Source organism: Corallococcus sp. AB018, assembly GCF_003986945.1.
Taxonomy (GTDB): Bacteria; Myxococcota; Myxococcia; order Myxococcales; family Myxococcaceae; genus Corallococcus; species Corallococcus exiguus.
Map to the genome: position 1 here is coordinate 19,168 of NZ_RAWR01000114.1, position 13,336 is coordinate 32,503.

Consider the following 13,336-nt stretch of genomic DNA (forward strand, 5'->3'; position numbering starts at 1 on the left):
CGCGTGCGCGCCCTGGCCGACCTCTACGACACGCTCGACCAGACGACCTCCACCAACGCGAAGGTGGAGGCGATGGCGCGCTACTTCCGGCAGACGCCACCGGAGGACGCGGCCTGGGGACTGTTCTTCCTCACAGGTCAGAAGCTCAAGCGACTGCTCACGTCGAAGCTGCTGGTGGGCTGGACTCAGGAACTCACGGGCATCTCGGGCTGGCTCTTCGACGAGGTCTACGCGTCGGTGGGAGACCTGGCGGAGGTGATTGCCCTGCTGCTCGACGGAGCGAACCTCCCGCCCGAGCACGCCGAGGAGCTTCCCCTCTCACGTTGGTTGGAAGAGCGACTGCTGCCCCTGCGTGGCCTGGACGCGGCGGAGCAGCGCGAGCGAGTCGTGGGCTGGTGGAAGTCCATGCCCCGCCGCGAGCTGTTCCTCCTCAACAAGATGCTCACAGGCGAATTGCGCGTGGGCGTGTCCAACACGCTGGTGGTGCGAGCCATCGCGCAGGTCACCGGCCTGCCCCCGCCCAGCGTGGCGCACCGGCTGATGGGCACGTGGACGCCGACGAAGGCGTTCTTCGAACAGCTCGTGGCACCGGACGTATCGGACGGGCACGTGTCGCGCCCATATCCGTATTACCTCGCGTCGCCGCTGGAGCAGCCAGCGGAGTCCCTGGGCGAATTGAGCGACTGGCTCGTCGAATGGAAGTGGGACGGCATCCGGGGCCAACTCATCCGACGCCAGGGCGAGGTGTTTCTCTGGAGCCGGGGCGAGGAGCTGATCACCGAACGCTTCCCCGAAATCACCGAAGCCGCACGGGCCCTGCCCGAAGGCACGGTACTCGACGGCGAGGTGATGGCCTACGAGGACGGAGTCCCCCTGCCCTTCGCCCGGCTCCAGCGCCGCATTGGCAGACAGAAGCTCACGCCCAAGGTGCTGGCGGAGGCCCCCGCCGCGTTCGTCGTCTACGACCTGCTGGAGCAGGACGGAAAGGACTTGCGAGAACTGCCCCTGCGCGAGCGCCGCGCGAGGCTGGAGGCCCTGCTCAAGGACCACCCACGCTTCCCCATCTCCCCCACGGTGACAGCCGCTTCGTGGGAAGAACTGGCGGAGCTGCGCAAGGAGTCCCGCGCTCGCAACGTCGAAGGCCTGATGCTCAAGCGCCTGGACTCGGTGTACCAGACGGGGCGCAAGCGCGGCGATTGGTGGAAGTGGAAGATCGATCCGTACACCGTGGATGCGGTGCTGCTCTACGCGCATCCAGGTCACGGCCGGCGCTCGTCGCTCTACACGGACTACACCTTCGCGGTGTGGAACGGCGAGGACCTGCTCCCGGTGACGAAGGCCTACTCGGGCCTCACCGACGAGGAGATTGGCAAGCTGGACCGGTGGATCCGCGCCCACACGCGGGAGAAGTTCGGCCCGGTGCGCTCGGTGGATCCGGAGCAGGTGTTCGAGCTGCACTTCGAAGCCATCGCCCCGTCCCCGCGCCACAAGTCAGGCATCGCCCTGCGCTTCCCACGCATCGCCCGCTGGCGCGCGGACAAGACGGCGAGGGACGCGGACACGCTCGACTCGTTGAAGGGGCTGCTTCATGCAGCCCACTAGGCCCCGCCGCAATCGCATGCGCGGCAAGCACGCGCCGGAGAAGCAGGGCGAATCACCGAAGCCAACAAAGACTCGCGCAAAGCGCCCCGCGCCCCGAAGCCCATCCCCATACAAAGGCACGCCGCTGGCTCAACTCCGCCAGTGGTTCGCATCCAAGGGCTGGACGCCCTACGCCTTCCAGGAAGAAGCGTGGGCCGCCTACGCACGAGGAGACAGCGGCCTCATCCACGTGCCCACCGGCGCGGGCAAGACATACGCCGCATACCTCGGCCCGCTGGCGGACGTGGCGGAGCGCAATCAGAAGGGCCTCCAAATCCTCTACCTCACGCCACTGCGAGCCATGTCGCGTGACGTGGAGCAGGCCCTGCGCGAACCGCTGATGGCATTGGACACGGACCTGGAGGTGGAGAGCCGCACGGGCGACACGTCCTCTTCCGTGCGCCAACGTCAGCGCGAGCGCCTACCTCAGGTCCTCATCACCACGCCGGAGTCCCTGTCGCTCCTTCTGACACAGGAGCAGGCCGCGGAGAACTTCGCCTCACTGCGCGCCGTCATCGTGGACGAGTGGCACGAACTGCTCGCATCCAAGCGAGGCACCCAGGTGGAACTCGCTCTGGCCCGCCTGCGCCACTTCGCTCCGAGCCTGCGCATCTGGGCGCTGTCCGCCACGCTCGCCAATCTGGAGGAGGCCGCGCGCACTGTCGTGGGCACGGACCGCAAGCCCACGCTGGTCAGCGCGGATCTGCAGCGCCCCGTGCACGTGGAGACGCTGCTGCCAGAGGAGGTGGACACCTTCCCGTGGGCCGGGCACCTGGGCTTCACCATGCTCCCACGCGTGGCGGACTGGCTGGACCCCACGCAGTCCACACTCCTCTTCACCAACACCCGCTCACAGGCGGAGCGCTGGTTCGAAGGACTGCGCTTCCTGCGCCCCGAGTGGGAACACCTGCTCGCGCTGCATCACGGTTCCATCGACCGCGAGGAGCGAGAGCGCGTGGAAGGAGGCCTCAAGGACGGGAGCCTGCGCCTCGTCGTGTGCACGTCATCACTGGACCTGGGCGTGGACTTCGGCCCGGTGGAGCGAGTCATCCAGATAGGAAGTCCCAAGGGCATCGGCCGCACGCTCCAACGCGCGGGCCGCAGCGCGCACCGTCCCGGAGCCACGTGCCGCATCCTCTTCGTCCCCACGCACGCGCTCGAACTGGTGGAGATGGCCGCCGCCCGAGACGCCATCGCGCGCCGCGAAGTGGAGCCGCGCACGCCCTTGTCCAAGCCGCTCGACGTGCTGGCCCAGCACCTGGTGACGTGCGCACTGGGAGGAGGCTTCACCCGCGAGGCCCTGCGCGACGAGGTCCGCACCGCCACGAGCTACGCGTCCCTCACCGACGAGGAGTTCGACTGGGCCCTCACCCTGGTGCGCGAAGGAGGCCCCACGCTGCGCGCCTACCCGGAGTTCCGCCGCGTGGTGGAGGTGAACGGCCGCCTCCGCGTGCCCGATGCGCGCCTCGCCCGGCTGCACCGGCTCAACATCGGAACCATCACGTCGGACGCATCCGTGCAGCTGCGCTACTGGAGCGGCGGAACCCTGGGCACGGTGGAGGAGTCCTACGTCAGCCGCCTGAAGCCTGGAGACACCTTCCTCTTCGCGGGCCGCCGGCTGGAGTTCAGCCGCTTCAAGGACATGACGGCGTACGTGAAGCCCGCGAAGGCCAAGGCCACCCAGACGCCACGCTGGGGCGGCAGCCGCCTGCCCCTGTCCACCTCGCTCGCGTCCGCGATGCGCCGCACGCTGGAGGCCGCGCGCCAGGGCGACGTCACCCGCGACGAGGTCGCCGCCGCATGGCCCATCCTCGACGCACAGGCCCGCCTGTCCCGCATCCCCAGCGACGGCCGCTGTCTGGCGGAGACCTGCCGCACGCGGGACGGCTACCACCTCTTCCTGTATCCCTTTGAAGGAAGGCTCGTGCACGAAGGCCTGGCGGCGCTCCTCGCCCTGCGCCTCACGCGCCTGCAGAAGGCCACCTTCAGCCTGTCCGTGAACGACTACGGCCTGGAGCTGCTCACCTCCACACCGTTCCCCTTCGATGAAGCCCTGCGCGCGGCCCTCTTCACCCGCGAGCACCTGGTGGAGGACATCCTGGAGAGCGTGAACCTGAGCGAGCTCGCGCGCCGGCAGTTCCGCGACATCGCCCGTGTGGCCGGACTGGTGATGCCGGGCCTGCCCGGAGCGCGCAAATCCACCCGCCAGGTCCAGGCCAGCGCCGCGCTCCTCTATGACGTCTTCGTGAAGTACGACCCGGACAACCTCCTCTTGCGCCAGGCCCGCCGCGAGGTCCTGGAACATCAGTTCGAACAGGGCCGGCTCGCGCGCACCCTGGAGCGCCTGGAGGCGCACCCCGTCGAAGTCGTCCATGTCCACCGGCCCTCGCCGCTGGGCTTCCCGCTCGTCGTCGAGCGCATCAGCGCGAGCGTGTCCAACGAATCCCTGCTGGACCGCGTGCAGCGCCTCAAGGAGCGATGGTCCCAGGCCGATGCCAGACCCGCGTAGCGGAGGTGGACGTGGAGCTGCTCCCGGAACGGGCCTTGCACTGGCCCGAGGCCGGCGTGCTCGCGGTGGCCGACCTGCATTGGGGCAAGACGGAGTCCTTCCAGCAGCACGGCATCCCCCTCCCCCTGGGGGTCCTGGATGACGACCTGGCCCGCCTCTCCGCCGCCCTCACCGCCACCAGCGCCCGGCGACTCCTATTGGTGGGGGACCTCGTGCACTCGCGCCAGGGGCTCACCGCGGACGTCATCAGCCGCGTGAATACCTGGCGCGAAGCTCATGCATCACTAGAAGTCGTGCTGATACGCGGCAACCATGACCGCCACGTGCGGACCCTTCCGCCCTCCTGGAGGATGGAGGACCGCGCGGAGGTATTAGACGAAGGCCCGTTCCGCTTCGCCCACCACCCGGAGCCGGCCACCGGACGCTACGTCTGGGCCGGGCACCTCCACCCCATGGTGCGGCTGTCGGGCGGAGCGGACCGGCTGCGGCTGCCCTGCTTCCACCTGGGCCCCGGCGTGGGCGTCCTGCCCGCGTTCAGCGCCTTCACGGGCGGTATGGACGTGCGGCGGGGAAGGAAGGACCGCGTCTACGCCATCGCCGGCACCGCGGTGGTGGAGGTCTAGCGCCATGAGCCAGGCCGAACGCCGCCGCGTCCTCCGGATCATCGCCACCGATGACACCCGCGACCCCGTCGACACGGACTCCCAGTAGCCCCGATTCATGCGCGGCGCGGACCGTCGCACCCTGTAGCGCGCGCCCTGAAAGGGATTGATCCCAGAGGGAAGAGTCTCCTCGCGCAAAGCTCCCTTCCGATCGCCAGAAGCGGGATTCATCACCGCGCGCGGGCAACTTGTCGCAACCGCCCCAGAAGGTGCTAAGCGCTCCTTATTCCCACTCCCCACAGAATGGTTGACACTGCCGTGCTCATGAATGATGGTCCCGCGCCGCATTGGGTCGGGAAGTTCATGAGGGACCCGCGCCCACGGCACCATCCTAGAGGTTCGTTGGACGTGACTGCCTTGCCGTCTGAGCGCCAGGAGCCACCGCCCGCCCGGTCCACCGGGACCGGGACGGCCCCCCTGACTTCCGCGCCGAACGGTTTCCCCGCGTCCACCCCTGCTTTCATGTCGCCTTCAGTCCCCTTGCCCCTGGTCCTGGTATGAGCGGCCCTCTCTTCCCACGCTGGACGAATACGGTGTCGCGCCTGTCGGCCGCGATGCTCCTCGCCGTGCCCGCCATCGCCATCGGCGGCCTCTTGGCCTACGTGCGCTCTCCGCTCGTGACCAATCAGGCGCGCCCGGTGGAACAGCCCATCGAGTTCGACCACCGGCACCACGCCGGTGACGAGCAGATCGACTGTCGCTACTGCCATTGGTCGGTGGAGAAATCCCCGTCGGCGGGCATCCCCTCCACCACCGTGTGCATGTCCTGCCACGCGCAGGTGTGGAACAAGAGCCCGTACCTCACCGAGGTCCGCAAGGCGTTCTTCGCCGACCAGCCCATCCCCTGGGTCCGCGTCCACAACCTGCCGGACTTCGTCTACTTCAACCACTCCATCCACGTGGGCAAGGGCGTCGGCTGCGCCACCTGCCACGGCCGAGTGGACCAGATGGGCGCCATCGAGCAGTCCGCCCCGCTGACGATGAGCTGGTGCCTGGATTGCCACCGCAACCCCGGCCCCAACCTCCGGCCCCCGGAGTTCATCACCAGCATGACCTGGGCGCCCCCCGCGGCGAAGGCGGAAGCTGAAGCTCTCGCCGAGACGCTCATCAAGGAATACGACGTTCACTCGCGCACGAGCTGCTCCACATGCCACCGATGAACACCAAGCCTGACAGCGCGCCCGCGCAGGAAACCCCCTCGTCCTTCGCGCTCCCGGTCGTCTCGGGCCGCAACGAGGCCGCCCCCCACGCGCACTCCCACGACGACGTCGTGGGTGAAGCGCTCGACCACGCCTCCACCCGCGCCGTTGCCGCGGAGGGCGCGTACGGCAAGACGTACTGGCTCGGCCTGGAGGAGAAGCTCGCCACGCCGGAGTTCCTGGAGGAGACCCGCCCGGAATTCCCCGTCGGCGCGGACCTTCCCCCCACCGGCTTCGCCCGCCGCGAGTTCATGCAGCTGATGGGCGCGTCGCTCGCCCTGGCTGGCGCCACCGCGTGCAGCACCCGTCCGCAGGATGAGCGGATGGTGGCGTACACGAAGACGCCGCCGGAAGTGACCCCGGGCAACCCGCTGCACTACGCGTCCGGCATGACGCTCGGAGGCCACACCTCCGGCCTGCTGATCACCGCGCGCGAAGGCCGCCCGGTGAAGATCGAAGGCAACCCCCAGCACCCCATCAACCAGGGCGCTGCCGGCGTCTTCGAGCAGGCGTTCCTGCTCTCGCTCTATGACCCGCAGCGCGCCCGCGTGCTGCGCCAGGGCAACAACCCCCGCTCGCTGCGCGTTCTGGCCGAGGACATCTCCTCCCTCGTCAGCCAGAGGGCCGTGGCCGACGGTGGCAGTCGCCTGCGCTTCCTCACGGAGCCCATCAGCTCCCCGATGCTGCGCGACGTGACGGGCCGCATCCAGAAGAAGCTGCCCAACGCGCGCTTCCACGCGTTCTCGTCCATCACGGACTCCGCCGCCGGCGAGGCGAACCGCGCGCTGTTCGGCCAGCCGGTCCAGGCCCTCTACGACCTGAGCCGCGCGGACGTCATCGTCTCCCTGGACGCGGACTTCCTGGAGAGCCGCCCGGAGAACCTGGCCCTCAACCGCCAGTTCGCGGACCGCCGCGACCCGAAGAACGGGGAGCTCAACCGCCTGTACGTCGCCGAATCGCGCATGTCGATCACCGGCGGCATGGCGGACCACCGCAAGCGCGTGAAGTCCTCCGAGGTCTTCGCCGTCGCCGCCGCGCTGGCGCAGGCCGTGGGTGGCGCCGCCGCCAGCCTGGGCGCCGCCGCGTCCGGCAAGGCCGGCTCGCTGAGCCCGGAGACCCAGTCGTGGGTGCAGGCCGTGGCCCAGGACCTCAAGTCCAAGGCCGGCCGCTCCGTGGTGCTCGCCGGTGAGCGCCAGCCCGCCGCCGTGCACGCGCTGGCGCAGGCCATCAACGGCGCGCTGGGCAACGTGGGCACGACCGTGAAGGTCGTCCCGGCCGCCGCTCCGGAGGCCTCGGGCCTGTCGGAGATCAGCGCCCTGGTCGCGGACATCAAGGCCGGCAAGGTGGACACGCTGGTCATCACCGCCACCAACCCCGTCTACGCCCTGCCGGTGGACGCGGGCCTGGCGGAGGTGCTGGACCCCAAGCAGAACGCCAACCGCAAGGCGCTGTCCGTCCTGTACGCGGGCCACTACGAGGACGAGACCTCCAAGTTCGCCGACTGGTTCGTGCCCCTGGCGCACCAGCTGGAGACCTGGAGCGACGGCCGCGCGGTGGACGGCACCGTCAGCATCGCCCAGCCCCTCATCCAGCCGCTCTTCAACGGCGTGCCGGAAGCGGAGCTGTACGCGCTGTTCCTCGACGAGCCCTTCCGCCCCGCCTACCAGATCCTCCGCGACTACTGGACCGCGCAGGGTGGCGAGGCCGGCCGCGCCGACTTCGAGACCCGCTGGGAGACCTGGGTCTCCGAGGGCGTCGTCCCCGGCAGCGTCGCCTCCGCGCTGACGACCGCGACCCCGGATGCGGGCGCCGCCAACGCGCTGGTCGCCGCCTACCAGCCGCCCGCGGCCGGTGAGCTGGAGATCAACTTCGTCCACGACTACAAGCTGCTGGACGGCCGCTTCGCCAACAACGCGTGGCTCCAGGAGACGCCGGACCCCATCACGAAGATCGTCTGGGACAACGCCGCCATCCTCAGCCCGGCCACGGCCAAGAAGCTGGGCCTGGAGAACGGCCACGTCGCGGAGCTGGAGTACGGCGGCCGCAAGCTGCAGATCCCCGTCACCATCCTCCCCGGCAACGCGGACGACACCGTCACCGTGGCGCTGGGCTACGGCCGCACCGGCCTCCACGAGGTCGTGGCCAAGGGCGTGGGCGTCAACGCCAACCTGCTGCGCACCACGAACGCCCCCTGGTTCGACGGCGGCGCGAAGCTGACCAAGGTCCGCGGCAGCCACAAGTTCTCCCGCACCCAGTACCACTGGCGCATGGAGGGCCGCCCGCTGGCGCTCGACATGTCCGTCAGCGAGCTGGCGCACCCGTCGAAGGAGACGTCCCACACCCTGGAGCGCGTCCAGGCCAAGTACGAGCTGGGCAAGCAGAACAACCTGCCCGACTTCGACTACGCCAAGACGCCGCAAGAGGGCTACAAGTGGGGCATGTCCATCGACCTGTCGCGCTGCACGGGCTGCAACGCGTGCGTCGTGGCGTGCCAGGCGGAGAACAACATCCCCGTCGTGGGCAAGGAGCAGGTGGGCCGCGGCCGTGAGATGAACTGGCTGCGCATCGACCGCTACTTCCAGGGCGATGAGAACGACCCCGCCATGGTCATGCAGCCCGTCGCGTGCGTGCACTGCGAGAAGGCCCCCTGCGAGTACGTCTGCCCGGTGAACGCCACCGTGCACTCGGACGAGGGCCTCAACGACATGGTGTACAACCGCTGCATCGGCACGCGGTACTGCTCCAACAACTGCCCGTACAAGGTCCGCCGCTTCAACTACCTGCACTACACGCAGGGCAAGACGCCGACCGAGAAGATGCTGATGAACCCGGACGTCACGGTGCGCAACCGCGGCGTCATGGAGAAGTGCACCTACTGCGTGCAGCGCATCGAGCGCGTCCGCATCAACGCGCGCGTCGAGAAGCGCCTCATCCAGGAGAAGGAGCTCCAGACGGCGTGCCAGCAGACCTGCCCCACGCAGGCCATCGCCTTCGGCTCCCTGGCGGACCCCGCCCAGCGCGTCACCCAGCTCCAAGAGGACGAGCGTGCCTACCGGCTGCTGCACGAGCTGGGCACCCGCCCCCGCACCGCCCACCTCATCCGCCTGCGCAACCCCAACCCTGCCCTCGTGCCCGCCGCCCCTGCTGAAGCCGCGCCGGCGCATGAAGGAGGTCACTGACCGTCATGGCCGAGACCGCACACGCACTCCCGCTCGACCCCCTCGAGCCCCGGGACCTCGTCGCGCCGCACCACGACGACAAGTCCCTCAATGAAACGCTGCTGGACCATGTCTGGCGCAAGCCCGGCAAGGGCTGGTTCATGCTGCTGGGCATCACGTCCGCGGCGCTGGGCCTCCTGGTCGTTGGTGTCACGTACACCCTCGCGCGCGGCATCGGCGTGTGGGGCAACAACCAGCCGGTGGGCTGGGCGTTCGACATCATCAACTTCGTCTGGTGGGTCGGTATCGGCCACGCCGGTACGCTCATCTCCGCCATCCTCCTGCTCTTCCAGCAGAAGTGGCGCACGAGCATCAACCGCTTCGCGGAAGCCATGACGCTGTTCGCGGTCATGTGCGCCGGCCTGTTCCCGCTGCTCCACACGGGCCGTCCCTGGTTCGCCTTCTGGCTGTTCCCCTACCCCAGCACCCTGGGCGCCTGGGCGCAGTTCCGCTCGCCGCTCGTGTGGGACGTGTTCGCCATCTCCACGTACCTCACGGTGTCCGCGCTCTTCTGGTACGTGGGCCTCATCCCGGACCTGGCGGCCCTGCGTGACTCGTCCAAGGGCAAGCTGCAGCGCACCATCTACGGCCTCTTCGCGCTCGGCTGGCGCGGCTCCGGCCGTCACTGGCACAACTACAAGGTTGGCTACCTGCTGCTCGCCGGCCTCTCGACGCCGCTCGTGGTGTCCGTGCACACCATCGTGTCGTTCGACTTCGCCGTGTCCCAGATTCCGGGCTGGCACGCGACCATCTTCCCGCCCTACTTCGTGGCCGGCGCCGTGTTCAGCGGCTTCGCGATGGTCATCACGCTCATCGTCCCCGCCCGCAAGTACCTGGGCCTCCGGGACGTGATTACCGACCGCCACCTGGAGAACATGAACAAGGTCATCCTCGCGACGGGCCTCATCGTGTCCTACGGGTACATGATGGAGCACTTCATCGCCTGGTACTCCATGAACCAGTACGAGTTCTGGACCTTCTACGTGAACCGCGCCACGGGCCCCTACGCCGGCGTGTACTGGCTGATGATCGCCTGCAACGTCATCACCCCGAACATCTTCTGGTTCAGGAAGGCCCGCACCAGCATCCCCATCATGTGGGTGGCGTCCATCGCGGTGAACATCGGCATGTGGTGCGAGCGCTTCATCATCATCGTGACGTCGCTGTCGCAGGACTTCCTGCCCTCCTCGTGGGACATCTACACGCCCACCTGGGTGGACTGGTGCATCTACATCGGCACGCTGGGCCTGTTCGGCACCCTGTTCCTCCTGTTCCTCAAGTTCGTTCCCGCCGTCGCGGTGAGCGAGGTGAAGGAGCTCCAGCTGGAGCTCAAGCACGCCGCCCACGCCGCCCATGGCAACGGACACCACGGCTCGGACGCCGCGGCCACCCACGGAGCGCACTAGCATCATGGAAGCCAAGGTCCTTGATTCCTGGGTGATGGCCGAGTTCGCCACCCCGGAAGCCCTCGTCTCCGCCACGCAGCAGATGCGCGAGAAGGGCTTCCAGGGGATGGACACCTACTCCCCGTACCCGCTGCACGGCGGGTCGGAGGCCCTCGGTCTGCCGCCCTCTCGCATGCCCTTCATCGCACTGGGCGGCGGCCTCACCGGCATGGTGACCGCCCTCACGATGCAGACGTGGATGAACACCGTCGACTACCCGCTCAACGTCGGCGGCCGTCCGCTGCTGAGCCTCCCGGCCTGGGTGCCCATCACGTTCGAGTTGAGCGTGCTGTTCGCCGCGTTCGGCATCTTCTTCGGCCTGCTCGGCCTGAGTAAGTTGCCGCAGCCCTACCACCCGGCCTTCGAGTCGGAAGAGTTCCGCAGCGCGTCCACGCACGGCTTCTGGCTGAGCATCCCGCACCCCACGGGGACGGACGCCGCGGACGTCAAGAACCAGCTGACGGCCCTGGGCGCGACCCACGTGACCGTCGTGTCGGGAGAGAACGAATGAGGTGGCTCATCCCCGCCGCCGGGCTCGCCGCGCTCACGGGCTGCAACGTCAGCTCGGAGTTCCTCCAGCGCATGGAGCACCAGGCCAAGTACGAGTACTACGAGACGTCCGAGTTCTGGCCGGACGGGCGCGCCATGCGCGTGCCCCCCGCCGGCACCGTCCCGCGCGAGCGGCCGGTGGGCAACCCGGGCATCTCCACGGGCCGCTCCAATGGCGTGGCCGTGAACGCCATCCCGCTTCCGGTGGACAAGCACCTGCTGGAGCTTGGCCAGAAGAAGTACAACATCGTCTGCTCGCAGTGCCATGGCGTGCTCGGCGACGGCAACAGCGTCGTCGCGGAGAACATGGCGCTGCGCCTGCCGCCGTCCCTGCTGGAGCTCGCGGACAAGCCGGCTGGCCACTTCTACACCGCCATCAACGAGGGCTACGGCATCATGCCGTCCTTCTCGGGTGAGCTCGACACGCGCGAGCGCTGGGCCGTCGTCGCCTATGTGCGCGCGCTGCAGGCCGCCCGCAGCACCGCCGGGACGCAGCCCGTCCCGCAGGAGAACCGATGACTGCCATGGAGCGCTACACCGGCACGCCCAAGCTGATGGTGCCCGCGTTCGGCCTGGGCGTGGTGGGCCTCGTGCTCACCGCCGTGGGCTTCTTCATGAACCCCGAGGCGACCAGCTTCAGCTACCTCTTGGGCTTCACCTACTGGGTCGGCATCAGCGTGTCCGCCCTCATCATGCTGGCCATCTTCCACACGGCGAAGGCGAAGTGGCCCATCGTCCTGCGCCGCGCCATGGAGACGATGTCCATCGCGGTGCCCGTCTTCGCGGTGCTCATCCTCGCCTTCATCCCCATGATGAAGCACATGTACCCCTGGGTGGATGGCTCGCCGCTGGCCGCCCACATCCACGGCATCGAGGTGGAGCACCTGTCGCATAAGAAGGCCCACTACCTGAACGGGACCTTCTTCGCCGTCCGCCAGGTCATCTACTTCGCGGTGTGGATCTTCGTCTCCCAGCGGCTGTACGGATGGAGCACCCAGCAGGACGAGGTGGGCGGCCTGGAGCTCACCGTCAAGCAGCGCCGCTTCTCCCCGGGCGCCCTGCCCTTCCTGGCGCTGACCATCACCTTCGCGTCCTTCGACTGGCTGATGAGCCTCACCCCGCTGTGGCAGTCCACCATCTTCGGCGTCTACTACTTCGCCGGCAGCTTCCTGGCCGCCTTCTGCGTCCTCACGCTGGCCACGATCCGGGCCCAGGGCAAGGACCTGTACGGCAGCCTGGTGAAGACGCCGCACTACCACAACCTGGGCAAGCTCATCTTCGCCTTCACGGCGTTCTGGGCCTACATCGGCTTCTCCCAGTTCCTGCTGGTGTGGATCGCCAACATCCCGGAAGAGGCCCCGTGGTACGGCCTGCGCATGTACGGCCCGTGGCGCGGCGTCTCCCTGGTCATCTTCTTCGGCCACTTCGTGCTGCCGTTCTTCACGCTGCTGTCACGCAAGCTGAAGGAGAAGACCGGGACCCTGGCGATGGCGGCCGTCTACATGCTTCTCATGCACGCCGTGGACCTGTATTGGCTCATCTGGCCGGCGTACTCCGGTGAGGCCGGTCCGACGTTCCACTGGACGCTCATCACGGCCTTCGTGGGCGTGGGCGGAGTCTCGGTGGGTTACGCCCTGTACCGGGCGCGCAACAAGTACACGTTCCCGGTGAAGGACCCCTACATCGCGGAGTCCCTGAGGTACGTGCAGCCATGAAGAAGACCCAGTCCGAAGTCGAATCGCGGGTCATCGTCGGCGCGCATGGCGTCGCCGCCGAGGAAGACCACCTGGTCATGGGGAAGATCATCGGCGTCGGTGTCGGCGCCATGGTGCTCTTCTTCGTGGGCGCGGTGTGGGCCTGGCGCATCCAGGTCGTCACCATGCAGGACGCCCAGCCGGACGGTCCTCCCCCCCGCCCCGCCGCGGTGGGCCAGTACGAGATTGGCATCGTGAACCAGCGCCTGTTCGAACAGGACTGGCGCGCGGCGGAGAAGCTCGGCGGCCAGCACCAGGCGCTGAAGAACGGCTGGGGTGACCAGCCGGGCGTCACCGCCCACAAGTCGCTGGGGCAGGCCATGGACCCTGTCCCTTATACACATCTGACGCTGCCGACG

At 68.4% G+C, this 13,336-nt stretch carries 9 protein-coding genes; all 9 read left to right on the forward strand.

The features are described 5' to 3' along the window. The first annotated feature begins 3 nt into the window (after positions 1-3). The 9 genes from D7Y11_RS23730 to D7Y11_RS23770 all read left to right on the forward strand — a co-directional run bounded on the left by D7Y11_RS23730 (position 4) and on the right by D7Y11_RS23770 (position 12,938). Positions 4-1,602, forward strand: coding sequence for an ATP-dependent DNA ligase (locus D7Y11_RS23730; RefSeq protein ID WP_126934867.1), 1,599 nt, complete (start codon positions 4-6; stop codon positions 1,600-1,602). Next, a complete protein-coding gene (locus tag D7Y11_RS23735; protein WP_126934868.1) occupies positions 1,589-4,150 on the forward strand; it encodes a ligase-associated DNA damage response DEXH box helicase in 2,562 nt (853 codons plus the stop codon). The genes D7Y11_RS23730 and D7Y11_RS23735 overlap by 14 nt, the downstream gene beginning before the upstream one ends. Beyond that, a complete protein-coding gene (gene pdeM / locus D7Y11_RS23740; protein WP_126934869.1) occupies positions 4,120-4,773 on the forward strand; it encodes a ligase-associated DNA damage response endonuclease PdeM in 654 nt (217 codons plus the stop codon). Before D7Y11_RS23735 ends, pdeM begins: the two co-directional genes overlap by 31 nt. 536 nt (positions 4,774-5,309) lie before the next feature. Next, on the forward strand, positions 5,310-5,972 hold the full coding sequence (locus tag D7Y11_RS23745) for a cytochrome c3 family protein (RefSeq protein WP_120578326.1): 663 nt from the start codon (positions 5,310-5,312) through the stop codon (positions 5,970-5,972). Next, positions 5,969-9,190: a TAT-variant-translocated molybdopterin oxidoreductase gene (locus D7Y11_RS23750; RefSeq protein WP_126934871.1), complete on the forward strand. Its 3,222-nt coding sequence runs from the start codon at positions 5,969-5,971 to the stop codon at positions 9,188-9,190. The genes D7Y11_RS23745 and D7Y11_RS23750 overlap by 4 nt, the downstream gene beginning before the upstream one ends. 5 nt (positions 9,191-9,195) lie before the next feature. Further along, the gene (gene nrfD / locus D7Y11_RS23755) at positions 9,196-10,635 is read left to right on the forward strand and encodes an NrfD/PsrC family molybdoenzyme membrane anchor subunit (protein ID WP_120581528.1); all 1,440 of its coding nucleotides are present in this window, start codon (positions 9,196-9,198) and stop codon (positions 10,633-10,635) included. 4 nt (positions 10,636-10,639) lie between these two features. Further along, positions 10,640-11,185 carry a DUF3341 domain-containing protein gene (locus D7Y11_RS23760; RefSeq protein WP_120567452.1) on the forward strand — a complete coding sequence of 182 codons (546 nt, stop codon included), beginning with the start codon at positions 10,640-10,642 and terminating at the stop codon, positions 11,183-11,185. Beyond that, entirely contained in the window at positions 11,182-11,742 is a 561-nt protein-coding gene (locus tag D7Y11_RS23765; RefSeq protein WP_120581527.1) for a cytochrome c, read from the forward strand. The genes D7Y11_RS23760 and D7Y11_RS23765 overlap by 4 nt, the downstream gene beginning before the upstream one ends. Further along, on the forward strand, positions 11,739-12,938 hold the full coding sequence (locus D7Y11_RS23770; protein ID WP_121756116.1) for a hypothetical protein: 1,200 nt from the start codon (positions 11,739-11,741) through the stop codon (positions 12,936-12,938). The genes D7Y11_RS23765 and D7Y11_RS23770 overlap by 4 nt, the downstream gene beginning before the upstream one ends. The last annotated feature ends 398 nt before the right edge of the window (positions 12,939-13,336 follow it).

Coding starts and splice junctions, on each gene's coding strand:
- D7Y11_RS23750 (WP_126934871.1), top strand. CDS start 5,969: ATGAACACCAAGCCTGACAGCGCGCCCGCGCAGGAAACCCCCTCGTCC.
- D7Y11_RS23735 (WP_126934868.1), top strand. CDS start 1,589: ATGCAGCCCACTAGGCCCCGCCGCAATCGCATGCGCGGCAAGCACGCG.
- D7Y11_RS23760 (WP_120567452.1), top strand. CDS start 10,640: ATGGAAGCCAAGGTCCTTGATTCCTGGGTGATGGCCGAGTTCGCCACC.
- D7Y11_RS23765 (WP_120581527.1), top strand. CDS start 11,182: ATGAGGTGGCTCATCCCCGCCGCCGGGCTCGCCGCGCTCACGGGCTGC.
- D7Y11_RS23745 (WP_120578326.1), top strand. CDS start 5,310: ATGAGCGGCCCTCTCTTCCCACGCTGGACGAATACGGTGTCGCGCCTG.
- pdeM (WP_126934869.1), top strand. CDS start 4,120: ATGGTCCCAGGCCGATGCCAGACCCGCGTAGCGGAGGTGGACGTGGAG.
- D7Y11_RS23770 (WP_121756116.1), top strand. CDS start 11,739: ATGACTGCCATGGAGCGCTACACCGGCACGCCCAAGCTGATGGTGCCC.
- nrfD (WP_120581528.1), top strand. CDS start 9,196: ATGGCCGAGACCGCACACGCACTCCCGCTCGACCCCCTCGAGCCCCGG.